Raw genomic sequence first — 21,338 nt, 5'->3', positions numbered from 1 at the left:
CTTGCATCACTGTCTTGCATCACCTCGTCGTGCGTCCTCAGGTCCGTCCCGTCCCGTCGTGGCGTGCGCTGCGATCTGCTTGGCCGCGGTTCTGGCGCTCTCGATGCCCTTGGGAAAGCCGCTGCGGTTCGGATACAGCTTGCGCCGTGCGTCGCGCGGCGGCCGTCGCGGCTTGGTGTCCTGCGCGGCGCGGTAATCGAGCATCGCGATGCCGCCGACCATCAGCAGCGCCAGCGCGATATTGCCCTTTTTGGGATTGTCCGCGGTCAGCCCCGAGAGCAGCGCGGCGGCATCGAGGCCGTCGCCGCCGACGCGGGCCCACAGGCCGGCGTTCTTCTCGACCGAGAGCGTCGTGATCCCGGCCAGGATCTCGCGCACGCCGAAGGCACGGACCAGCGTCTCGCTACCTTCCATGCCCAGCGTCTCGGTGACCCGCCGCGGCGCGAAGAATTCGACAACGCCGAGACCAATGCTGAACCAGCCGAGCGCACGCGCGAGCTGGTCTTCGGGCCGCTTCAGGCTAGGGCCACCCGCGAGAATCTTTGGGTCACCCTTGGTACGCACGATGTTGGAGAAATGAAACATGGGCCTTGCTCCTCAGGGCTTCAGCACGACCTTGACGCAGGAGTCGCGCTTGTCGCGAAACACCTGATACATCTCGGGGCCTTGGCTAAGCGGGACGGTGTGGGTGATGACGAAGGACGGATCGATCTCGCCTTCCTCGATGCGGCGGAGCAGGTCGTCGGTCCAGCGGTTGACGTGGGTTTGGCCGGTGCGCATCTGCAGGCCCTTGTTCATGAAGGCGCCCATCGGAAGCATGTCGGAGAATCCGCTGTACACGCCCGGCACCGAAATGATGCCGCCGGGGCGGCAGACATAGATCATCTCGCGCAGCACATGCGGCCGGTCGCTCTCCACCATGACCATCTGCTTGGCGCGATCGAGCAGCGTGTCGGGCAGGGAGGCCATCACATGCGACTCCATCCCGACGCAATCGATACATTTCTCGGGGCCTCTGCCGTCGGTGAGCTCCTCGAGCCGTTCCAGGACACTTTCGGTTTCGAAGTTGATGGTGGTGGCGCCGCCGGCTTCCGCCATGCTGAGCCGCTCGGGCAGGCAGTCGATCGCGATCACCTGGTTGGCGCCGAGCAAAATGGCGCTGCGGATCGCCATCTGACCCACGGGCCCGCAGCCCCAGATCGCGACCGTATCGGTCGGCTCGATGTCGCATTGCGCGGCGGCCTGCCAGCCGGTCGGGAAGATGTCGCTGAGAAACAGCAATTGCTCGTCGGGAATACCGTCGGGCACCTTGATATGGGTGGCGTCGGCAAACGGCACGCGCAGATATTCGGCCTGGCCACCGGGATAACCGCCGGTCAAATGCGTGTAGCCGAACAGGCCGGCCGTCGTGTGTCCGAACGCCTTGTCCGCCAGATGGCGCTTGCGATTGGTGGTTTCGCAGACTGAGAAATTGCCGCGCTTGCACTGGTCGCATTCGCCGCAAATGATCGTGAAGGGCACGACGATGCGGTCGCCCTTCTTCAGCTTGCCGTCGACGCCGGAGCCGACCTCGACCACTTCGCCCATGGTCTCGTGGCCCATGATGTCGCCGGGCAGCATGCCCGGAATGTAATTGTGAAAGAGGTGCAGGTCCGAGCCGCAGATGGCGCAGCTCGTGACTTTGATGATGGCATCACGCGGATCCTGAATCTCAGGATCGGTGACGGTGTCGCAGCGAATGTCTTCCTTGCCGTGCCAAACCAGCGCCTTCATCTCTGTCCTCCCGCGAGCTACGAGGCATCCAAGTCGAACAACGAACGATGGTTGCTATTGCACGTGGAAAATCTTCGCACCGCACATCGTGTGGGTGAGGGTTGGCCTGGATAGGAACGAGAGGCGGTTGCAGCTATTGGAGCGTCATCAACGTCATCGCGAGAATACGAGAAGGATACGCTCATGCCCGCCAATCAACTTGCCGTCGTCACCGGCGCCTCCACCGGCATCGGCCTGGAACTCGCAAGATGCTGTGCCCAGGCAGGTTTCAACCTTGTCATCGCGGCGGATGAGCCCGAGATCGAGAGGGTGGCCGTCGATCTCCGCAGGCTCGGCGCCAGCGTCGAGCCAGTCGAGGCCGATCTCGCTACCACCGACGGCGTCGACAAGCTCTGCGCCGCGGTCGGCGACCGGCCGATCGACGCGCTGCTGGCCAATGCCGGCGTCGGCCTCGGCAAGGCATTCCTCGATCAGGATTTTGCCAGGATCAAGCACGTCGTCGACACCAACATCACCGGCACGCTGTATCTGATCCATCGCGCCGGCAACGAGATGCTCCGCCGCAATTCGGGCCGTATCCTGATCACCGGCTCGGTTGCCGGATTCACGCCGGGCAGTTTTCAGGCGGTCTACAACGCCAGCAAGGCGTTTCTCGATTCATTCTCTTTCGCGCTCCGGGAGGAGCTGCGCGACAGCGGCGTCACCGTTACCTGTCTGATGCCGGGCGCCACCGAAACGGAGTTCTTCCGCCGCGCCGACATGACGGACACCAAGGTCGGCACCGAGCAGAAGGATAGTGCCTACGACGTCGCGAAGGCCGGCTTCGACGCCATGTTGCGCGGCGAGTCCGACATCGTGACGGGAATGAAGAACAAGATCCAGACCACAATCGCCAACGTCACGCCGAACGAGATGTTGGCCAAGCAACATCGCAAGATGGCGGAGCCGGGCACGGCGAAGTCGTAGAACGAGGCTCTCGCAATCTCTGCTGGGCGGTGCGGCCGATCCCGCAGACAGACACAAAGGAGCACGCCGATTCACATAGCCTAATGCGCAAAGCTCCCCGAGCCCTCAGACTGGTTCGGCTGGAAAAAGGGGGCTGCGATGCCGATGGATCGCGTCGAACAGGCCTTTGTCGCAACGGCAATCACGGGCTTTCTGGTGATGATGGCGGCGATCGTCTGGATGATGATGGGCTGATGGCCGGGAGGGCTGCTGATTTGCGGATCGCGTTGCCCTATGCTGCGGTGCTTCTGTGCCTGGCGGTGACCGCCTGGCTCGCTTTCGCGCATTTGTTCTGACCGCCTTCGGCTCAACCGTGCGTTTCGGCGATCAGCGCCGCCAGCCGCTGTGCCATCGCAGGCAGATCGATTGGTTTCTCCAGGATCGGGACGTCGTGGAATTCCGGACTGATCGTGACCTTGTCGTATCCGGTCGTGAAGAGGAAGGGTACGTTCCTTGCCTTCAGTTCGCGCGCGACCGGGAAGATCATCTCGCTGCGGATATTCACGTCGAGCACGGCGGCATCCAGGACGATGCCGTCGCGCAGGATCCCGAGTGCGTCGTTGAGATCGCCCACCGGGCCCGCGACGTCCGCGCCGAGCGCGCGACATGCCCGGCCAATGTCATCGGCGAGAAAATATTCGTCCTCGACAATGAAGATCCGGCGGCCGCTGAGCGGCGACAGCGGAGCTGATGACGTGGGCGATCTCGCCATGGCGCCTCGTGCCTTCCTTTGCGGTCGGTAGGAACATAGGGCGGTGAGCCGCCTTGGTACAACGTTACAACCGAAAGCGGGTTCCATGAGCAACCGCGACATCATCGTCATAGGTGGCTCGGCCGGCGCGACCGCGCCGCTGAAGCAGATCCTCGGGCGCCTTCCGCCCGATCTGCCCGCAGCGGTGTTCATCGTGCTGCACATCCCGGCGCAGGGCATCGGCATTCTCTCGACGGTCGCCAGCAGCGCTGGCCCGCTGCCGGTCCGGCAGGCCGAAAACGGCATGAAGATCGAGCCCGGCCAGGTCTATCTGGCCGCACCTGACCATCATCTGCTGCTGTCCGAGGATCGCGTGTTCCTCGGGCGCGGTCCGCGCGAGAACATGGTCCGGCCGGCCATCGACGCCCTGTTCCGCTCGGCCGCCATCAACTACGGCCCGCGCGTGATCGGTGTGCTCCTCAGCGGCCTGTTGTCCGACGGTGCGGCCGGTCTCAACGCCATCAAGCGTTGCGGCGGAATCTCGGTGGTTCAGGACCCCTCGGACGCCATCGCCGATGAAATGCCAAGAAGCGCCCTGGAGGCGACCATCATCGATCTTTGCGTCCCTGGCGCCGGCATGGGCGACGTTCTGTCCGATCTCGCCAGGGAGGTTGCGGGTGCCGCGCTGCCGATCCCGCCCGAGATCCGGCTCGAGGTCGAGATCGCGGCGGGCGAACGGATCGGCAGTGACAAGCTCCTCTCGGTGGCTGATCCGGTTGCACTGACCTGTCCGGCCTGCGGAGGCGTGCTGTCCGAGATCAAGGAATCGCACCCGATGCGCTTCCGTTGCCAGGTCGGTCACGCCTTCGCCGCCGACATCCTCGCAAAAGAGCAGGAGGGGCAAGTGGATGAAGCCCTGCGGGTCGCACTGCGCATCATTGAGGAGCGGGCTGAGTTGGTGCAGCGCATGGCCTTGGACGGACGGCGCAACGGCCGGCCTGCGGTTGCCGAGATGTACCAGGCGCGGGCTGCCGAATATCGCGAATATGCCGACATGATCCGGAGGGTCGTGCTAAAGTCGCTCGATCCTCCGGCTCGCAAGCGGGAGGCTTGAGGTCGCCATGACCATTTCCCTCGCCGAATGGACCGAGCAGCTCGATACCGAGCGCCGCCATCTGATCAAGGCCGATCGGGATATCGAGGAGGGTTCGCAGCGCATCCTCGATCAGGAGGCGCGCATCCGCGAACTCAGTGCCGGCGGCCACGACGCGGACCAGGCGGAACGGTTGGTCGAGGCGCTGAAGCAGACCTTGACGGAATGGCTGCGCCATCGTGTCCTGATCGAGCAGCGGATTGCCTATCTTCGGCAGCAAGTCGGCCCGGAGTGATCCGGGGGCGTTGGCAGGCCGCCCAAGTTCAATGCCGAACACCCAATGCTCGCTGTACGGAACGCAGCGTGACGTTTCCGCCTTGCACCTGTTGGGATAATATCAATTCTGCTATTTCCGGCGAGCGGGCGTCCTCTGGTTCCCGTCACTGAATGAGGCTATCGAGACCATGCATGAAATCGGCGACCAGCCGGTCGAAAGAGAGCGCCAGACCAGGTCTCCGCTGATCATCGGGGTGGGCGCCGCGCCGACAGCTCTGGATAGTGTCGAGCGGTTCTTTTCCAGGCTGACCGTAAGCGCCGACCAGGCCGTCGTGCTCGCGTTCCAGCATCATGAGGCCCTCGACGAGCCGCGGCTGCGCCAGATCGTGCGAAATTCCCACGGTGGCAAGATTTCCGACGTCGGCAACGACCAGACCATCGAGGGTGGCACGATTTATCTGTGCCCGCCCGCGATGATCACGACGATCCACGGCGGTCGCTTCGGCGTCCGCCCGGCCGAGCAGGCGCCCGGCGAGCGGGCCACGATCGACAGCTTCCTGGTGTCGTTGGCGGAAGAACGCGCCGAGCAATCGATCGGCGTGATCCTGTCCGGCATCGGCGGCGATGGCACGCTGGGTACCGCGACACTGAAGGACCACGGTGGCCTTGCCATCGCCGAAAAAGGCGCGAGCGACGAGGCGGATCATCTGAAGGACGCCGATACGCCGGCCGCGATCGCCGACTACGTGCTGACCGCCGAAGACATCGCCGAGCACATCCAGGTCTATGCCCGTCATCTGCGCCGGCTGGAGGAGAAGCAGGGGTTCGACGAGGTGCTCGCCGCTGCGGCGACCTCGCTGTCGCGCATCGCCGACATCCTGCGCAGCAAGACCGGCAATGATTTCCACGGCTACAAGCAGAACACCTTCCTGCGTCGCGTGCAGCGGCGGATGCAGGTGGTCCAGATCGGCGACATTTCCGCTTATGTCGATTTCCTGCGCAACGACCAGGACGAGGCGCAGCACCTCTTCAACGACCTCTTGATCGGCGTCACCGAATTCTTCCGCGACAACCGCGAATTCGAGGTGCTGGAGAGCCAGATCGTCCCGAGGCTCTTCGAAGGCAAGAACGCGAGCCAGCAGGTTCGCGTCTGGGTGCTCGGCTGTGCCACCGGGGAGGAGGCCTATTCGATCGCTATCCTCCTGCGCGAGTACATGGCCAAAATGGACTCGCCACCGCAGGTTCAGATCTTCGCGACCGACATCGACGGACGGGCGCTGGCGGCTGCGCGCGTCGGCCGCTATCGCACCAAGATCGAAGCGGAGATGACCGGCGAGCGCCTGGCGCGCTGGTTCGTGCGCGAGGGTGATACCTATTGCGTGGTCAAGGAGCTGCGCGAGATGTGCATCTTCTCGCAGCACAACGTCATCAAGGACGCACCGTTCTCGAAGCTCGATCTCGTCTCCTGCCGCAACCTGCTGATCTATCTGAATGCCGAATTGCAGAACCGGGTGATCCCGCTATTCCACTTCGCGCTTCTGCCGGATCGGTTCCTGTTCCTCGGCAATTCCGAGAACGTGACGCGGCATCCAAAACTGTTCGTACCGGTCGACCGCCGCGCCCGCATCTTCAAGAAGCTCGAGACCGGAACCCGGCTGCCGCCGGAATTTCCGATCACGACCGCCGCGGGGAGGGCAAACCTCGAGATAGCGCCGGCGCGCTCCTTCCGCCCTGATATCGGGCTGGAGCGTCGCGCGCAGCGGATCGCGGAGCGCTATGCGCCCGCCTATGTCATCGCCGACAGCAACTTTCAGGTCCTGCACTTTTCCGGGCGCACCGGACGCTACATCGAGCCGACGGCAGGCGCCGCCACGCTCGATCTGCTCCAACTCGTCCATCGCGATCTCCGCCTGGACCTGCGCGCGGTGCTCAGCCGCGCGTCGGAGACGAACGAGCCCGCCCATGCCGAGCAGGTTCAGCTCGGCGCCAACGGCCAGCACATTCCCGTCGACATCACGGTGGAGCCGATCCAAGAGGGCGGCAGCGGCGATCGCAATTTCGTCGTCCTGTTCAAGGACGGCCCGGTGCGCGCCATCGGTGCCGACGAAGGCAAGCCCAATGCGTTGGTGCAGACCGAGCATGTCGAGCGTATCGAAGGCGAGCTGCGGGCGACGCGGGAGCGCCTTCAGGCAACCATCGAAGAGCTCGAAAGCACCAACGAGGAGCTGAAGTCCTCGAACGAGGAATACCAGTCGCTCAATGAAGAGCTTCAGTCGGCAAACGAAGAGCTCGAAACTTCACGCGAGGAATTGCAGTCGGTCAATGAGGAACTGACCACCGTGAACGGCGAGCTGGCTCACCGCGTCCAGGAATTGACGCGCGCCACCAGCGACCTCGAGAATTTCCTGGAGAGCACGCAGATTGCCACCGTGTTCCTCGATAACGATTTGCGCGTGATGAACTTCACGCCGGCGATCACGCAGGTTCTGCATCTGGTCGAGACCGACACCGGGCGCCCCATCGCGCACATCAAGGCGCGCATCCCGATCGAGGAGCTCTATGACGACATTCGCGGCGTGCTGCGGACGCTTGCCACCGCCGAGCGCGAGCTCAGGGATCCGGACACCGGCACGCGCTACATCGTGCGCATCCTGCCCTATCGCAGCATCGACAATTTCATCGCGGGGGTCGTGATCACGTTTGTCGACGTCACCGCGATTACCCGCGCCGAGGAGCGGCAGCGCCTGCTGCTGGCCGAGCTCCAGCATCGGGTCCGCAACACGCTGGGCGTGGTGCGCTCGATCGCCCGTCGCACGGCCGATAGCAGTTCGACGGTCGAGGAGTTTGCGTCCCATCTCGATGGCCGGCTCAACGCATTCGCCCGAACCCAGGCGCTGGTGACCCGCGATCCCGAGGGCGGCGTAGACCTCGAATACCTCGCCGTCGAGGAGCTGCTGGCCTATAATGCCAGGGAAGGTGAGCAGGTACGGGTCAGCGGCCCCACGGTGCGTTTTCAGTCGAAGGCCGCGGAAACCTTTGCCCTTGCCATTCACGAATTGGCGACCAACGCGCTCAAATACGGCGCCCTGAGCCGGCCGACTGGTCGCATCGAGATTTCCTGGCGCCTCGAGCAGGGCACCGACCCGGCGGAGCTGGTGTTCGAGTGGCGGGAGCGCGGTGGGCCGCCGGTTGCGCCGCCGCCGCACAAAGGATTTGGGGCCGAGCTTCTGGAGCGCACACTCGCGTTCGAGTTCAAGGGGCAGACCAGGTTGGCATTCAATCCGAGGGGACTGGAATGCACGATCACCATGCCCCTCAGCAAGCGGGCGTTTCATACACCGGCGGTGGCCAGCTGATGCCCTTGTCGACGCTCGATCGCAGCCAGGTGGACCCGGTCATTCGCCGGCTAAACGTGCTGAGGCCGTTGTCGATGGAGGCCCGCACCTCGCTCGAATACGCAATGCTCGAAGGAATCCAGCGTGCAGGGGCGGGCGAGGATCTGATCTCGGAGGGCGATCCGGTCGACAGCGTGCGCCTCGTGCTGTCGGGCTGGCTCTGCCGCTACAAGACGCTGGAGGACGGCCGGCGCCAAATTGTCAATTTTCTCTTTCCCGGCGAAAGTTGCGACGCGCACGCGTTCCTGTTGTCGGTGATGGATCATTCCATCGCGGCGATGACGCCGGTCGTCTACACCGAAATCAAGCGCGCGCGGTTCGAAGGTCTCGTGGCTGCCGACCGCGCGCTGGCGGAAGCATTCTGGTGCGAGACGCTCGTCAACAACGCGATCCAGCGCGAATGGGCCATCAATCTCGGCCGCCGGGTGGCCTTTGAACGCGTGGCCCATCTGTTCTGCGAGATCATCGAGCGGCTGCGTCCTGTCGGGATGGTCGAGGGCAATTCCTGCGTGATGCCGGTGACGCAGATGGATCTTGCGGACGCCACCGGCCTGTCGGTGGTCCATCTCAACCGCACGGTTCAGGAGCTGCGTGCCTCCGGCCTGATCGTGCTGCGCGATCGCACGCTGACCATCACCGACCTCGATGCGCTCAAGGACGCGGCGCTGTTCTCGCCGAGCTATTTGCAACTCTATCGACGGGCCTAAGCGTCTTCTCGGCTGTTCCGAGATACTTGATCCAGGTTAGCGTTCGCGGATGTTTTTTGAGCGGATGGCTGGTTTTGAGTAATTGACGTAACTTACGTGAAGGCGGTTTCATCCCGAATCTTCTATCGTCGTTCGATGAACGACGTCCTGCTTGCCCGCGCTGAGCGCGCGATCGAAGCGAGCCGCGCCCTCCGGGCGCAGCGCAGAGCGGTCGCGGATCAGCTTGATGACGCCACGCGCGAGGTGCGCCGGGTGGTGATGGAAAGCGCGATGTTGCGCTCGGAGCTCAAGGCCCTTCGCGACAACCGGGAACAGCAGGATCTCAGACACCGCGTGCCGTCGGAATAGGAGCCGACGACATCAAACGCTAGCATGCGCCGGGATGGGTGCCTCGCTCAGCGCCGCTTCGCTGCTTTGGATCGCCTGTTGTAAGGCGAGCGGTTGACGGGCTTGAGCGAAATGCCTTCGCGCTGCGCCTTGCTGCGAATGGCCGCGACCGGGTGATGCTTCGCCGTTTCGTTTCGCATCGGCAAAATCACGCACCGTTAACTTATTGAAATGCCGGAACCTGCGGTTGCGGCCGAAGCTGTGAACGCTGCCGGGCTGGGCCGCCCCGACCGGCACGAAACTCTGGCCCCGGCGCCGACCTCCCGCCGGGGCCAATTCCTCCCAATTCCTTCCATCTGAAGGGCTTTGTGAAAGTACAATGACCGCGAAACGCAACCGCAGGAAACAGACCCAATCGCTCCAGGAGCGGTTGGTGGCATTCGCCGAAGCCGCTCGCGAGCGCGCGCGCAGCCTGCCGCCCGGCAAGGAGCGTGACATGCTGCTTCGGCGCGCCAAGCAGAACGAGGTGACCTCCAACCTGACGGACTGGCTGAGCGAACCCGTATACCCGAGACGGGGAGGGTGACGATGCGGAGCATCAAGCACTACCGCGCGTTCCAGATCGATCCGGACGGGCATGTGTTTGGATGCATCAACCTGGTCTGCGACAATGATGAGCAGGCCAAGCGCGAGGCCGCCTCGCTCGTGCTGGTGCACCGCATCGAACTGTGGCGGCTGGACCAGCGCATCGCGCAGTTCGATGTGCCGCCGGAAGTTGTCCGCCAGTAGGGCGACGAGAGGAGAGCGAGAAGGAACCGCGCGCTGCGCCCCGGGTTGGTCGGACTGTACCGACCTCGCGAGGAGCCAGCATGACGGAAGCCGACATTCGCAAGGGGATGCCGCCCGTCAAGCTCTCGCGCGAGGCCTTCGAGCGCCGCTACCGGAGCCGGTTCGTCGATCCCGCCTTTGCACCGCTCCAGCGCGAGCTCGACGCCATCGTCGGCGCGGCCTGGGATGCCTACAGCAATTCACGCAAGGCCCCGCTGACGCGAAAGGCGGGCGCAGGATTCTCCGATCCCGATTACGACATCGCCGTCGACTGGCTCGATGCGCGCGCGAAGATCCTGGCGGCGCAGCGACGCCATGACGACGCGGACGAGACGCCGCGCATCCTCATCATCAACGGCTCGGCCCGAAGCGAGCACACCTGTCCCGGCGAGATGTCCAAGACCTGGCGTCTGGTCGAGCTCGCCGAGCCGGTCTTTGCCGAGCTTGGGCTTGCCGTCGACGTCCTCGATCTATCGCGCCTGGCTTCGGAGTTCGGCAAGACGATCCATCCCTGCAAATCCTGCGTCGGAACCGCGATGCCGCTCTGCCACTGGCCGTGCAGCTGTTATCCGAACTATTCGCTGGGGCAGACCGACGACTGGATGAATGATATCTATCCGCTCTGGGTCGCGGCCCACGGCATCCTGATCGTGACCCCGGTGAACTGGTATCACGTGCCCGCCGGGCTCAAGGCGATGATGGATCGCATGGTCTGCGCCGACGGCGGCAATCCCGATCCGACCTCGACCCACGGCAAGAAGGCTGCCGAAGCCAAGGCGCTGGAGCTGAAAGGCTGGTCTTATCCGCGCCATCTCGCCGGCCGTCATTTTGGCCTCGTCGTTCACGGCGATGCGGTCGGTGCCGAGGGCGTGCGCCGCGCTTTGTCGGATTGGTTGACCGACATGCAGCTGATCTCGGCGGGCCGCTTCGCCGAGCTCGATGGCTATGTCGGCTACATGGAGCCATACGCCACCTCGCACCGCGACCTCGATGACGACAGGGCATTCCAGACGGAGGTGAAGAACGTCGCGCGCGCGCTCGGTAATGCGGTCCGGCTGGCGCGGAGCGGACAGCTTCGCGCGCCCGGTGCGGGCCTGTCGGATCCAAACCCCAAATGACGGCGAATGATCAGCCGTATGATTGCCTGATCGTCGGCGGCGGCCCCGCCGGGCTGATGGCCGCGATCTATCTCGCGCGATTTCGGCGCCGCGTCTGTGTCGTGGACGCGGGCGCGAGCCGGGCGGCGCTGATCCCGCGCAGTCACAATGTGCCGGGCTTCGTCCACGGCCTGTCCGGCACCGACCTGCTCGCGCGCATGTCCGCGCAACTGGGCGAGCTCGCGGTCACGCGGGTGGCCGCCGAAGTCACCGCCTTGCGGCGAGACGACCAGGGTTTTCAGGCGATCTGGAACGGCGGCGCGGATACGGCTGCTACCGTCATCCTTGCCAGCGGCATCGTCGACGCCCATCCGCCGTTCGACGAATGGCGCGCGGCGGTCGCAGACGGGCTGTTGCGCTACTGCCCCGTTTGCGACGCCTACGAGGCGATCGGCCGTCGCATCGGCATCGTCGGTCCGCTTCACCGTGCCGCCGGCAAGGCGCTCTTCATGCGCGGCTACTCGCGCGACGTGACGTTGCTGGCAACGGGCGAGGATGACGGGAAGGCCGCGGCACCGGAGCTGAATGAATCGGGTGTCGAGATCGTCGTCGCGCCCGGCCTGCGCCTGAGGCGGAGAGACCACGGCGTCGAAGCCGTCTTCGCCAACGGCCGGACGGCGCAATTCGAGATGGTCTACCCGGTGATGGGTGCGGAGGTGCGCTCGCATCTCGCGATGAATCTGGGGGCCCAACATACCGGGGAGGGTTACCTGAAAGTCGACGATCATCAGCGCAGCTCGGTCGACGGGCTCTACGGCATCGGCGACGTCGTCACCGACCTGCACCAGATCTCGGTCGCGTTCGGCCACGCCGCGGTCGCCGCCTGCACGATCCACCACAGCCTGCCGCGGCGGCTGGCATGAGGAGCGGGGTATCGGACATTGGCAACAGAATCATCCTCGAAGACCGCGGTCTATGCGGCGCTCTTCGGCAATGTCCTGGTCGCGGTCACGAAGATCGGCGCCGCCGCGTGGACGGGAAGTTCGGCCATGACGAGCGAGGCGGTGCATTCGCTCGTCGACACCACCAACGAGATCCTGCTGCTCTACGGCTACCGGCGCGCGAGCCGTTCGCCCGACGAATCCCATCCGCTCGGCTATGGGCGCGAGCTGTATTTCTGGAGCTTCATCGTTGCGCTGCTGATCTTCGCGCTGGGCGCCGGTGTCTCGCTGTATCAGGGCATTCTGCATGTCGCCGCACCCGAGCCGATCGAAAGTCCGATCGTCAGCTTCGTGGTGCTTGGGCTGTCGTTCCTGTTTGAAGGCGGCTCCTGGCTGGTTGCCCTGCGGCGCTTCGGCTCCGACGGCCAGCGGTTCGGATATTATCAGGCCTTCGTTCGCAGCAAGGATCCTCCGGCATTCATGGTGCTGCTCGAGGACAGCGCGGCGCTGGTCGGCATCGCCATTGCTGCGGCGGCCACTGCGGCCGCCGTAGTGCTGAGCCAGCCGGTCTGGGACGGGATCGGTTCGATCCTGATCGGGATATTGCTGGCGATCGTGTCGATCGGTCTCGCGCGCGAGAGCAAGAGCCTGCTGATCGGCGAGCCTGCCGATCCGGAGCTTGCGCGATCGGTCCTCGACATCGCAAGGCGTTCGCCCGGCGTGCTCAGGGCCAACGGCCTTCTGACGGTGCAGCTGTCGCCGGTCGAGGTCGTTGCGGCCCTCAGCATCGAATTTGCGGATGACAAGCGCGCCGACGACATCGAGCGATGCGTCGTCGCGATAGAGACCGAGATACGCAAACGCCATCCAAGCGTGGCGGCGCTGTTCATCAAGCCGCAGACCGATGCTCGCTACCGGGCGGTGCGCGCGAGGCGCTACGGCTAGTTTTGCGAGGTTCCCTGGGCGTCACAATCGGCACGACGGAAGGAACGATCACAACATCCCCCTGGTTGACCGGGGCAGGGGGCGAGCACTGGAGAAACCGGATGGCTCAATCCGAAGACATGACGCGCTGCATCGCGCTCTGCATGAGCTGCTACCAGACCTGCCTCGGCACCGCGATGAACCATTGCCTCCAGACCGGCGGCAAGCACGTCGAGCCCAAGCATTTCCGCCTGATGATGGCGTGCGCCGAAATGTGCCGGACGGCGGCGCATTTCATGCTGATCAACACGCCGCATCACCGGCATACGTGCGGCGAATGCGCGGAAATCTGTAGCGAATGCGCCGAGGATTGCGAGCGGGTCGGCGGCATGGACGAGTGCGTCGCCATGTGCCGCTCCTGCGCGCAATCCTGTCGTGCGATGGCGGCCTGAGGACGAAGCCCATGCTGGAAGAGAAACTCACGGATGCCATCGTCGAGGAGCTGCAGCGGCAGGCGGCCAACCGGCCGCAATTGCTGAAGGTCGAACGCGCGGACGATGCGAAAGCCTCGGAGGAGCTGATCGTCAACGGAAAGATCGACTTGGCCGCGCTGGTCATGGTGATCGCGGGATCGGTCGCCGGCGGGCCTTAAGTCCGGCCGTCAACGGCGCCCTCAGCCATATTCCTCGCCGATGCCGTATTCCCGGTAGATCTCCAGCGGATCGAGGTCGGGAAACAGCCGGCATTTGGCCTGGGCGAGATGCAGGCTCACCGCCGCCGGCTCCTTGCCGTTCGAGAGCATCTTGCGGATGTCGTCCATATGCGCGCTCGGCTGGTGCTTGGTGTCGAGCTGCTCCAGCGCGACCAGCGCGGTCGCCAGCGCCTCGGTCAGAACCCAGTCGTCGTGGCCGGTGATTCCCTTCTTCGGCATCGGCAGACCCCATATGTGGCGGCGCCAGTCTATCGGGACTTCCGCCAAATCTCCATGGAGCCGTTGCAGCCAGCAGGCACGCGGAGGGCCCGGCGGCCGTCCTGCGGCTTGCATTATGGCCGGGCGTGGCTAAAAGGCGGCATTGCCGGGGCAATAGTATCTTTGGTGAAAAAAAGTTGGCGTAGACCGGCCTGCATGGCATTCGGGCCGGCTATTCCGGTCTGGCCCCCTGATCCCCGCATTCGCAACACGGTCCGGTTGCACTACCCTTCAAGGCTTGAGCCCGCATGGTCTTTCTAAGCTTCGTCTACCGCTTCGTGACCAACTTCGCATTCATGGCGATGGTCTATTTCAGCCTGAATTTAATGGAGAAATACCAGAACCGGGCGATCATCGCGATCCTGGTGCTGATCTATACCGGCATGCGCGCAGCTTCGACGCTGCGGGCCTTCTACTTCTACCAGAAGATCGAGCGGCTGGAGGCCGAGACCAAGCGGCTGCAGGGCCCGATCAATGACGGCGCGGGCGGAACGAACGCGCGCAGGCAGGTCGTGGTTGACGTCGCCCGGCTGCGGCGCGACGGCGAGGTCAAGTCCTATATGGACCTGTTCTTCCTGGCGCTGATCGTGTTGCTCTGCGTCGCCAACATCATGCGACAGTAGGCTCTACTGCGCGCGCTTCTTCAGGCTCGCCACACGGGTCGGGCGCGGCGCAGTGCTCTTTGGCGCGGCGCTCTTGGGCGCAGTGCCCTTGGGGGCAGTGCCCTCGGTCTCTGCGGCATGCTTCGGTGTGCCATGAGCAGCGCGCGCGGTGCGGGCAGCGCGCGCCTTGCCGGCTTTGCCCTTGGCCGCACGGGGCGTCTCGGCCGCCATTGCCAGGCGCGTCGCGACGCGCCGCGACAACGTCGTCGACAGCAGCACCTCGACAGAGCCCTCGGGGATCGCAAAGAGATCGCGGGCGGGCACGGGCAGGGTGGCGGCGACATCGGCGAGCGCCATGGTCTTGCGCGGCAGCAGCGGCTGATGCGCGGTCTGCGCGTTGAGGTCGGCCAGCGAGGGCGCCGGAAGCGTCTTGGTCTGCGCGAACACGAAGTTCGGCACGGCGGGCCAGCGCGCGATCGGTGTGGTCTCGGTCGGCGGATGCAGCAGCCATTCCACCGGCGTTGTCGGCGTCGCTGGCTGCTCGGCGGTCGCGGGCACCACGTGCACGATGCGATAGCCGCGCGCCTTGAGGTCGCGGATGATCTTCGGCAGGGCCGCCACCGTGCGGGCCTGGATGTCATGCAGCAGCAGGATGCCCTTGCCCTTGGCCTCGAGCCGCTGGATCGCGAGCTGATAGACGCGATCGGAGGACACATGGCGCCAGTCGTCGGCCGGGAAATCGGCGCTCCAGACCTGGATGCCGCGCGAGATCAGAAGGTTCTCGACGCCGTCGGCGCGCATCAGGCCGGGAATGCGGAAGAACGGCGCGAGCTTGGACGGATCGGTCATTGCGGCCGATGTCCACTCGATGCCGCCATTGATTTGCGCCTCGGCCTTGTCGAGCGGCATCCGGTCCATTGTGAGCGGATGCGTCATGCTGTGGGTGCCGACGGTATGGCCCGCGGCGACCAGCTTGCGCACGCCTTCCGGGTTCGCCTTGGCCTGTTCGCCGATGATGAAGAAGGTCGCCTTGATGCACTCGTCGGCGAGGATCTGCAGCACCTGGTTGGAATATTTCGGCAACGGACCGTCGTCGAAGGTCAGGACGACTTCATGATCCTTCAGCGGCAGCGTCTCGCGGTACTGCATGGTGCCGATGCGGGGATGCTCGTGCGGATCGACCACGAGAGTGCGAGACGTGCCGAGTGCGTCCGGACGGCCGGGGCAGTCGGCCGCAATGGCCGGCGAGCCGATGGTCAGGACACCCAAAAATCCGCCTAGGAATCCGCCAAGGCAAAGGACGATCCACGATCGCGTCCGAGCAACAACGCTACTTCCGATCATGAACCCGGTCTGCCCTCTTACGCGATTGCCGCCATAGTAGGTCGGAGACATCTGCAAACGGTTCAGGCGCAAGGAACCGCTACCCAGGACTCTGCCGCGACAAGTCCCCTTGATACTTGCATGGCGTAGCATGAACAGACTGTTAATAGGGCCAAAATCACCCCATTTTGCGCCGGCGTGACATTCCGGCATCAACGGGCGTCGGCGCTCTTCTGTGATGTGCCCGCCGGCACGATGTGAACCACCCGATACCCGTTCTCCCTCAGATACCGCAGGAAGGCCGGCATGATCGCGGCCGTGCGCGCCTTGGGATCGTGGAACAGGATGATACCCTTGCCGGCGGCGGCGAGGCGCTCGGTGACGAGCTTCAATTCCTGCTCCGGCGTCATTTCGTTCCAGTCGCTGGCCCACAGGTCAGCCCCGAACACCACGATGCCGCGGGACTGGAATAGGTCGAGCTCGGCTTGCGTGGCTTCGAAATAGGGGAAGCGGAAGAACGGGGTCGCGGGCGTCGTTGTCGAGGTGCCGTGCAGAGCCAGCTCGACGGCGGCAATGCCGCGATCGATCTCGCTCTTCGCCTTGTCGAACGGGATCCGCGCCATGAACGGATGCGAGAAAGTGTGGTGACCGATGCTATGGCCCTCGCGGGCGATGCGCTTGACCATGTCGGGGTGTTCGGAGGCGTGCAGGCCGATCAGGAAGAAAGTCGCGCGCACGCATTCCTGCGCCAGTGCCGCCAATACCTTCGACGTCGTCGGCGGATGCGGTCCGTCGTCGAAGGTCAGCACGACCTCGTGATCGGCGAGCGGCAACGTCTGCGGAAAGCTCTTCAAGCCCACGCGCGGCGTGGTCTTGGCGTCGACGCTCAGAATGCGGGAGGTGCCGAGCGCGTCCTTGCGCGGGCACTCGGCGGCTTCAGTCGAGGCGGTGCCGGCGAGGGCGGCGAGCGCTGCGCCTGCCGACATCGAGGTCCACCTCAATCGAAGCATCTTTGTCATTGCGCTCAGAGTTGCCTTGTGGGTATTGCCTGAACCGTCAGCTCAGACCACTCGTTTCAACCTGTCGAACGGCGAGGCGCGCCATGGATGAACATCTGGACGGTGCCGCGTCTGCTGCGGAATCGGTACTCGACCACGTGCCGATGCGCAATGAAGACGGCGAGATTCGTCACGAATTCGTCGCGGAAATTGCCCATGCGATCGAGGCCGGCGACAGCGCCGCGCTGCGCGCCTGCGTTGCCGAACTGCACGAGGCCGATCTCGGCGATCTCATCGGGGCTCTCGAGCCTGACGATCGGGTCCGCCTGGTCGAACTGACGGGGCGCGATTTCGACTTCTCCGCGCTGAACGAGCTCGACGAGGGCGTGCGCGAGGAGATCCTCGAGGAACTGCCGCCGCAGACGGTCGCGGAAGGTGTGCTCGAGCTCGAATCCGACGACGCGGTCGAGCTGCTGGAAACGCTCGATCAGGCCGATCAGGAGGAGATCCTCGAGAAGCTGCCGCTCAAGGAGCGCGTCGTGCTCGAGCGCAGCCTGCTTTATCCGGAAAACTCCGCCGGCCGCCGGATGCAGACCGAGTTCATCGCCGTGCCCCAGGATTTTACCGTGGGGCAGGCGATCGACTACATGCGCGAGACGCCGGATTTGCCTGACCGCTTCTACGAGATCTACGTCGTCGACAAGGAGCAGCATTGGCAGGGCGCGGTCTCGCTCGACGTGCTGCTGCGCGCCCGCCGCCCGGTGGCGCTTGCCGAGCTGACCGACGAGGATCGCCGCCGCGTCTCCGTCCTGGAGGACCAGGAGGAGGTGGCGCGCATGTTCGGCAAGTACAATCTCGTCGCAGCCCCGGTGCTCGACACCCAGGACCGCCTCGTCGGCGTCATCACCGTCGACGACGTCGTCGACGTCATCGAGGAAGAGGCGGACGAGGACCTCAAGGCGCTCGGCGGCGTCAACAGCGACGAAGAGCTGTCCGACACCGTGTTCACCATTGCACGCGCACGGTTCAACTGGCTGCTGGTCAATCTCGCCACCGCCTTCTTGGCGTCCTCCGTGCTCGGCCTGTTCGAGGGGCAGCTCGAGAAGATGGTAGCGCTCGCCGTGCTGGCGCCGATCGTCGCGAGCCAGGGCGGCAATGCCGCGACCCAGACCATGACGGTCGCGGTGCGGGCGCTGGCGACGCGCGAGCTCGGCTCCTCCAATGCCTGGCGCGTGGTGGTGCGCGAGGGCCTGGTCGGCCTCGTCAACGGTCTCGCCTTTGCCGTGATCACGGGAATCGCGGCGGTGGCCTGGTTCAGGATCCCGGGCCTCGGCATGGTCATCGGGCTCGCCATCATCGTGAACCTCTTCGCCGGCGCGCTCGGAGGCATCCTGATCCCGATGGCGCTCGAACGTGTGCGAGCCGATCCGGCGGTGGCGTCAGGCACGTTCGTGACAACGGTCACCGACGTCGTCGGCTTCTTCTCCTTCCTCGGCATCGCGACCTTATGGTTCGGGCTGAGGTAGGAGCTGTTGAAATCCGTAGCCTGGATGGAGCGAAGCGTAATCCAGGGCCGCTGCGTCGGCTCGAGAGATGCCCCGGATCGCGCTGCGCTCCATCCGGGCTACTGGCCATCATCTTTAATCCGAACTTAAGCGAGCTGCCGCATCATCGTTCCCGCTTGGGGGAATGAGCATGCGTGTGCGGCTGAAGGCGGACGGACGGATCGTCGAGTTGCGGGATGGGCAGGAGTTTCCGGTCCAGCCGTTTCCAATCCAGCCCTTTCCGATCCAGCCCTTGCCAATCCAGCCTGCGGCCAGCGCAGCGCCGGCCGAAGCCAGCTCGCTCGCCGTGCGCGATTTGCGTCGCCGCGCCTGCCTGACCCAGATGGAGTTCGCGGCTAAACTCGGCGTTCCCGTCGAGACCATCCGCAACTGGGAGCAGGGCAAGCGCGCCCCGCGGGGACCCGCCCGCGCGCTGCTCGCCGTGATCGCGCATGCGCCCGAGACCGTGTTCCAGGCGCTCGCCAAAGCCTGAGCTGAAGGCCTGTCGTCGAGGCTTGGCGTCAAGGTCTGGCGCGAACCTCCCGTTAGCATTGCGCGCAAGATCCGGCCCGGCGGTCGGTGCCGCCCGTTGGCAGCGTTGCCAGCCGGGTTCATAGTGACGCCTGGATCATGATTTGGGGCGACCGCGACAGAGAGGATTCCTCATGCTGTTCGTCGAGACCAATGGCGCAAGAATACCGGCCATCGGGCTGGGAACCTGGGAGCTGAGCGGGCGCATGTGCGCGCGTGTGGTCGAGCAGGCACTGCGGCTCGGCTATCGCCACATCGATACCGCACAGGTCTACGACAATGAGCGCGAGGTCGGCGACGGCTTGCGCGCCTCCGGCGTGCGCCGCGACGACATCTTCCTGACGACGAAGGTCTGGACCAACCATTTCGCGCCCCACGATCTCGAACGCTCGGTCAAGGAGAGTCTGGTGCGCATGCGGCTTCCCTCTGTCGATCTCTTGCTGCTGCACTGGCCCAATTCGCACGTGCCGCTGGAGGAGACGCTGGGCGCGCTGTCGCATGCCAAGCGCATGGGCCTGACCCGCCACATCGGCGTCTCCAATTTCACTGTCGCGCTGATCGAGCAGGCGGTGGCGTTGTCGCCGGAGCCGCTGGCCTGCAACCAGGTCGAATACCACCCTTATCTCGACCAGGCGAAGGTGAGGGCGGCCTGCGATCAGCACGGGCTCGCGCTGGTCGCCTACAGCCCGATCGCCAGGGGGCGGATCAAGACCGACCAGACGCTCGCCGAGATCGGACGTCTGCATCACAAGACGCCGGCGCAGGTCTGCCTGCGCTGGCTGGTGCAACAGAATGTCGCTGCGATCCCGCGCACCTCGCGCGTCGAACGCCTGTCGGAAAACATCGAGATCTTCGATTTCGAGCTTTCGGATGACGAGATGGCCCAGATCGCTGCGCTGGCCAGTCCCAGGGGCCGCCTGACCGATTTCGGCTTCGCGCCAAAATGGGATTGAGAGGGGGCTGCCGTATGCTAGGACCAGCTTGGCAACCTGAAGTCAGGCGATGGAACTGCGGAAGATCATACGGACGGACATTGCAGCGTCGGCGATCGCCCATCTGACGCTGGTCGCGCTGATCATCGTGATCAGCGAAGTCCATCCGTTTCACGCCAACCCGCCCGAATCGGTTTCCGTCAGCATCGTGACGCCGGAGCAGGTGAAGCAGGAGGAGGCCAAGGCCGAGGAGAAGGCCGAAGAAAAACTCAAGGCGAAGCCGCCGGAGCCGATCCCTGACCTGAAACTACCGAAACTGGATTTCACCGACAAGGACAAGGCGGCAACCGCGCCAAAGCCCGAGGCGAAGCAGCAGGCCGCGGCACAATCCTCGAAGCAGCAAGCCTCAAAGCAGCAGGCCTCGCCTGAACCGCCGCAGCAGAAACAGCCGCAGCCACAGCCTTCACAGACGCCGCAGCAGCAGCGCGAGGCGAATGCGCAGACGCAACCGCAGCCTCAACAGCCACAGCCTCAGCCATCGCAGTCGCCGCCGCCTCAGGCGACTCCGCAGCCACCTCAGCCCCCGGCGCCACAGCTCCTGCCACAAGCGATGCAGCAGCCAGAGGCCGCGCCGCCCCCGGCCTATCAGGCGCCGGAGCCCGACGTCACCGTCAAGTACGGCGTCATGCTGGGCCTGCCGCCGGAATTGCCGACGGAGCTGTCGAAAGACGCCCCCAAGGACGATGGCGGCGATGCCAAGGATTCAATCGCGGCCAAGCTGCCGGCCGAAATCATCGCCGAGCTGCGTCGTCACTTGCGAAGCTGCGCCAAGCTGCCGGCTGGGGTCGCGCCGACCGACACCGTCAACATCAAGCTGCGCACCGTGCTCGCGACCGACGGCACGCTGGCGCGCGAGCCGATCCTGATCGAAGCGCCGCCATCCGCAAAGGGCGTGGCGCTCGTGAAGTCCGCCATGAGCGCGCTTCAGGCCTGCCAGCCCTACAAGATGCTGCCGGCCGACAAATACGGGGAATGGAAGGTGATGGACCTGCCGTTCAGCCCGCGGGATTTCGGCGGATAGCAGGTAGTCAAGTAGCCTGGATGGAGCCAACGGGTCGGCGCGAAGCGCCGCCCGATGACAGGCTCCGCGCAATCCAGGGCCGCTCGCGCTGCGTTTCGCACCTTCCCGGATTACGCTGCGCTCCATCCGGGCTACGCGACCGCGCCTGTGTCGCTCCTCTGTCAATCCGCTCACGCAAATATATTCCGCTTTACCGAAATTCGGTTTTGGCGTATGTGTCGCGCATCCCGGCTCATCCTTGAGGGGCGATCTCGTTGTCGTCTTGATTGCGAGCCGGGCTTGCGGTGGACGCGGCAGCGT

24 protein-coding genes are annotated in these 21,338 nt (G+C 64.7%); 18 read left to right on the top strand and 6 right to left on the bottom strand.

Features of this window, described 5'->3' with window-relative positions; translation table 11 throughout:
- Nucleotides 1-6: 6 nt before the first annotated feature.
- Both AC0L30_RS38925 and AC0L30_RS38920 read right to left on the bottom strand, forming a co-directional pair.
- Entirely contained in the window at nucleotides 7-585 is a 579-nt protein-coding gene (locus AC0L30_RS38925) for a hypothetical protein (protein WP_473406471.1), read from the bottom strand.
- A 12-nt stretch (nucleotides 586-597) separates the two neighbouring features.
- On the bottom strand, nucleotides 598-1,773 hold the full coding sequence (locus AC0L30_RS38920; protein ID WP_473406470.1) for a zinc-dependent alcohol dehydrogenase: 1,176 nt from the start codon (nucleotides 1,771-1,773) through the stop codon (nucleotides 598-600).
- A gap of 183 nt (nucleotides 1,774-1,956) precedes the next feature.
- On the opposite strand from AC0L30_RS38920, the gene AC0L30_RS38915 reads away from it, so the two are divergent.
- A complete protein-coding gene (locus tag AC0L30_RS38915) occupies nucleotides 1,957-2,739 on the top strand; it encodes an SDR family NAD(P)-dependent oxidoreductase (RefSeq protein ID WP_473406469.1) in 783 nt (260 codons plus the stop codon).
- A 346-nt stretch (nucleotides 2,740-3,085) separates the two neighbouring features.
- Here the strand turns inward: AC0L30_RS38915 and AC0L30_RS38910 are convergent, their stop codons facing one another.
- Nucleotides 3,086-3,490, bottom strand: a complete 405-nt coding sequence (locus AC0L30_RS38910; RefSeq protein ID WP_473406468.1) for a response regulator — start codon at nucleotides 3,488-3,490, stop codon at nucleotides 3,086-3,088.
- An 85-nt stretch (nucleotides 3,491-3,575) separates the two neighbouring features.
- Here AC0L30_RS38910 and AC0L30_RS38905 point away from each other — a divergent pair, with 85 nt between their 5' ends.
- From AC0L30_RS38905 to AC0L30_RS38850, 12 genes are all read left to right on the top strand, one after another.
- Nucleotides 3,576-4,583 (top strand): chemotaxis protein CheB, encoded by a 1,008-nt coding sequence (locus tag AC0L30_RS38905; protein WP_473255160.1) that lies wholly within the window; start codon nucleotides 3,576-3,578, stop codon nucleotides 4,581-4,583.
- A gap of 7 nt (nucleotides 4,584-4,590) precedes the next feature.
- On the top strand, nucleotides 4,591-4,857 hold the full coding sequence (locus tag AC0L30_RS38900; protein WP_007603196.1) for a hypothetical protein: 267 nt from the start codon (nucleotides 4,591-4,593) through the stop codon (nucleotides 4,855-4,857).
- Nucleotides 4,858-5,026: 169 nt separating this feature from the next.
- A complete protein-coding gene (locus AC0L30_RS38895) occupies nucleotides 5,027-8,194 on the top strand; it encodes a CheR family methyltransferase (protein ID WP_473406467.1) in 3,168 nt (1,055 codons plus the stop codon).
- A complete protein-coding gene (locus AC0L30_RS38890) occupies nucleotides 8,194-8,940 on the top strand; it encodes a Crp/Fnr family transcriptional regulator (RefSeq protein ID WP_007603201.1) in 747 nt (248 codons plus the stop codon). Before AC0L30_RS38895 ends, AC0L30_RS38890 begins: the two co-directional genes overlap by 1 nt.
- Before the next feature lie 96 nt (nucleotides 8,941-9,036).
- Entirely contained in the window at nucleotides 9,037-9,288 is a 252-nt protein-coding gene (locus AC0L30_RS38885; protein ID WP_245286057.1) for a hypothetical protein, read from the top strand.
- 358 nt (nucleotides 9,289-9,646) lie between these two features.
- Nucleotides 9,647-9,853, top strand: coding sequence for a hypothetical protein (locus tag AC0L30_RS38880; RefSeq protein WP_007603205.1), 207 nt, complete (start codon nucleotides 9,647-9,649; stop codon nucleotides 9,851-9,853).
- A gap of 2 nt (nucleotides 9,854-9,855) precedes the next feature.
- Nucleotides 9,856-10,056 (top strand): hypothetical protein, encoded by a 201-nt coding sequence (locus AC0L30_RS38875; protein ID WP_007603207.1) that lies wholly within the window; start codon nucleotides 9,856-9,858, stop codon nucleotides 10,054-10,056.
- 80 nt (nucleotides 10,057-10,136) lie between these two features.
- Complete coding sequence (locus tag AC0L30_RS38870) at nucleotides 10,137-11,213, top strand: flavodoxin family protein (RefSeq protein ID WP_007603209.1); 1,077 nt, start codon at nucleotides 10,137-10,139, stop codon at nucleotides 11,211-11,213.
- A complete protein-coding gene (locus tag AC0L30_RS38865) occupies nucleotides 11,210-12,115 on the top strand; it encodes an NAD(P)/FAD-dependent oxidoreductase (RefSeq protein ID WP_007603210.1) in 906 nt (301 codons plus the stop codon). Before AC0L30_RS38870 ends, AC0L30_RS38865 begins: the two co-directional genes overlap by 4 nt.
- A gap of 18 nt (nucleotides 12,116-12,133) precedes the next feature.
- Nucleotides 12,134-13,078, top strand: coding sequence for a cation diffusion facilitator family transporter (locus AC0L30_RS38860; RefSeq protein ID WP_007603211.1), 945 nt, complete (start codon nucleotides 12,134-12,136; stop codon nucleotides 13,076-13,078).
- A 101-nt stretch (nucleotides 13,079-13,179) separates the two neighbouring features.
- Nucleotides 13,180-13,509 carry a four-helix bundle copper-binding protein gene (locus tag AC0L30_RS38855; protein ID WP_007603212.1) on the top strand — a complete coding sequence of 110 codons (330 nt, stop codon included), beginning with the start codon at nucleotides 13,180-13,182 and terminating at the stop codon, nucleotides 13,507-13,509.
- 11 nt (nucleotides 13,510-13,520) lie between these two features.
- Nucleotides 13,521-13,709, top strand: coding sequence for a hypothetical protein (locus tag AC0L30_RS38850; protein WP_007603213.1), 189 nt, complete (start codon nucleotides 13,521-13,523; stop codon nucleotides 13,707-13,709).
- Nucleotides 13,710-13,730: 21 nt separating this feature from the next.
- On the opposite strand, the gene AC0L30_RS38845 is transcribed toward AC0L30_RS38850, so the two are convergent.
- Nucleotides 13,731-13,988 (bottom strand): hypothetical protein, encoded by a 258-nt coding sequence (locus AC0L30_RS38845; RefSeq protein ID WP_007603214.1) that lies wholly within the window; start codon nucleotides 13,986-13,988, stop codon nucleotides 13,731-13,733.
- Nucleotides 13,989-14,275: 287 nt separating this feature from the next.
- Between AC0L30_RS38845 and AC0L30_RS38840 the strand changes: the two genes are divergently transcribed.
- Complete coding sequence (locus AC0L30_RS38840) at nucleotides 14,276-14,650, top strand: hypothetical protein (protein WP_007603215.1); 375 nt, start codon at nucleotides 14,276-14,278, stop codon at nucleotides 14,648-14,650.
- Nucleotides 14,651-14,653: 3 nt separating this feature from the next.
- Here AC0L30_RS38840 and AC0L30_RS38835 read toward each other — a convergent pair whose 3' ends face one another.
- Both AC0L30_RS38835 and AC0L30_RS38830 read right to left on the bottom strand, forming a co-directional pair.
- On the bottom strand, nucleotides 14,654-15,973 hold the full coding sequence (locus AC0L30_RS38835) for a polysaccharide deacetylase family protein (protein ID WP_473406466.1): 1,320 nt from the start codon (nucleotides 15,971-15,973) through the stop codon (nucleotides 14,654-14,656).
- 191 nt (nucleotides 15,974-16,164) lie between these two features.
- Entirely contained in the window at nucleotides 16,165-16,938 is a 774-nt protein-coding gene (locus tag AC0L30_RS38830; protein WP_473406465.1) for a polysaccharide deacetylase family protein, read from the bottom strand.
- Nucleotides 16,939-17,054: 116 nt separating this feature from the next.
- On the opposite strand from AC0L30_RS38830, the gene mgtE reads away from it, so the two are divergent.
- The 4 genes from mgtE to AC0L30_RS38810 all read left to right on the top strand — a co-directional run bounded on the left by mgtE (nucleotide 17,055) and on the right by AC0L30_RS38810 (nucleotide 21,038).
- Nucleotides 17,055-18,476, top strand: a complete 1,422-nt coding sequence (gene mgtE, locus AC0L30_RS38825) for a magnesium transporter (RefSeq protein ID WP_007603218.1) — start codon at nucleotides 17,055-17,057, stop codon at nucleotides 18,474-18,476.
- Between the two features lie 163 nt (nucleotides 18,477-18,639).
- A complete protein-coding gene (locus AC0L30_RS38820; RefSeq protein WP_035994747.1) occupies nucleotides 18,640-18,987 on the top strand; it encodes a helix-turn-helix domain-containing protein in 348 nt (115 codons plus the stop codon).
- A gap of 172 nt (nucleotides 18,988-19,159) precedes the next feature.
- On the top strand, nucleotides 19,160-19,978 hold the full coding sequence (locus AC0L30_RS38815; protein WP_007603220.1) for an aldo/keto reductase: 819 nt from the start codon (nucleotides 19,160-19,162) through the stop codon (nucleotides 19,976-19,978).
- 49 nt (nucleotides 19,979-20,027) lie between these two features.
- On the top strand, nucleotides 20,028-21,038 hold the full coding sequence (locus tag AC0L30_RS38810; protein WP_007603222.1) for a hypothetical protein: 1,011 nt from the start codon (nucleotides 20,028-20,030) through the stop codon (nucleotides 21,036-21,038).
- Nucleotides 21,039-21,338: the final 300 nt, after the last annotated feature.

This window comes from Bradyrhizobium sp. MI1.11, from assembly GCF_055811255.1.
The sequence above is the reverse complement of the archived record's forward strand: the minus strand, read 5'-3'. Positions and strand labels throughout refer to the sequence as shown.

Bases quoted from the DNA above. Each gene is read 5' to 3' on its own strand.
- AC0L30_RS38925 (WP_473406471.1), bottom strand. From the start codon at position 585: ATGTTTCATTTCTCCAACATCGTGCGTACCAAGGGTGACCCAAAGATT.
- AC0L30_RS38920 (WP_473406470.1), bottom strand. From the start codon at position 1,773: ATGAAGGCGCTGGTTTGGCACGGCAAGGAAGACATTCGCTGCGACACC.
- AC0L30_RS38915 (WP_473406469.1), top strand. From the start codon at position 1,957: ATGCCCGCCAATCAACTTGCCGTCGTCACCGGCGCCTCCACCGGCATC.
- AC0L30_RS38910 (WP_473406468.1), bottom strand. From the start codon at position 3,490: ATGGCGAGATCGCCCACGTCATCAGCTCCGCTGTCGCCGCTCAGCGGC.
- AC0L30_RS38905 (WP_473255160.1), top strand. From the start codon at position 3,576: ATGAGCAACCGCGACATCATCGTCATAGGTGGCTCGGCCGGCGCGACC.
- AC0L30_RS38900 (WP_007603196.1), top strand. From the start codon at position 4,591: ATGACCATTTCCCTCGCCGAATGGACCGAGCAGCTCGATACCGAGCGC.
- AC0L30_RS38895 (WP_473406467.1), top strand. From the start codon at position 5,027: ATGCATGAAATCGGCGACCAGCCGGTCGAAAGAGAGCGCCAGACCAGG.
- AC0L30_RS38890 (WP_007603201.1), top strand. From the start codon at position 8,194: ATGCCCTTGTCGACGCTCGATCGCAGCCAGGTGGACCCGGTCATTCGC.
- AC0L30_RS38880 (WP_007603205.1), top strand. From the start codon at position 9,647: ATGACCGCGAAACGCAACCGCAGGAAACAGACCCAATCGCTCCAGGAG.
- AC0L30_RS38875 (WP_007603207.1), top strand. From the start codon at position 9,856: ATGCGGAGCATCAAGCACTACCGCGCGTTCCAGATCGATCCGGACGGG.
- AC0L30_RS38870 (WP_007603209.1), top strand. From the start codon at position 10,137: ATGACGGAAGCCGACATTCGCAAGGGGATGCCGCCCGTCAAGCTCTCG.
- AC0L30_RS38865 (WP_007603210.1), top strand. From the start codon at position 11,210: ATGACGGCGAATGATCAGCCGTATGATTGCCTGATCGTCGGCGGCGGC.
- AC0L30_RS38855 (WP_007603212.1), top strand. From the start codon at position 13,180: ATGGCTCAATCCGAAGACATGACGCGCTGCATCGCGCTCTGCATGAGC.
- AC0L30_RS38850 (WP_007603213.1), top strand. From the start codon at position 13,521: ATGCTGGAAGAGAAACTCACGGATGCCATCGTCGAGGAGCTGCAGCGG.
- AC0L30_RS38845 (WP_007603214.1), bottom strand. From the start codon at position 13,988: ATGCCGAAGAAGGGAATCACCGGCCACGACGACTGGGTTCTGACCGAG.
- AC0L30_RS38840 (WP_007603215.1), top strand. From the start codon at position 14,276: ATGGTCTTTCTAAGCTTCGTCTACCGCTTCGTGACCAACTTCGCATTC.
- AC0L30_RS38835 (WP_473406466.1), bottom strand. From the start codon at position 15,973: ATGATCGGAAGTAGCGTTGTTGCTCGGACGCGATCGTGGATCGTCCTT.
- AC0L30_RS38830 (WP_473406465.1), bottom strand. From the start codon at position 16,938: ATGTCGGCAGGCGCAGCGCTCGCCGCCCTCGCCGGCACCGCCTCGACT.
- mgtE (WP_007603218.1), top strand. From the start codon at position 17,055: ATGGATGAACATCTGGACGGTGCCGCGTCTGCTGCGGAATCGGTACTC.
- AC0L30_RS38820 (WP_035994747.1), top strand. From the start codon at position 18,640: ATGAGCATGCGTGTGCGGCTGAAGGCGGACGGACGGATCGTCGAGTTG.
- AC0L30_RS38815 (WP_007603220.1), top strand. From the start codon at position 19,160: ATGCTGTTCGTCGAGACCAATGGCGCAAGAATACCGGCCATCGGGCTG.
- AC0L30_RS38810 (WP_007603222.1), top strand. From the start codon at position 20,028: ATGGAACTGCGGAAGATCATACGGACGGACATTGCAGCGTCGGCGATC.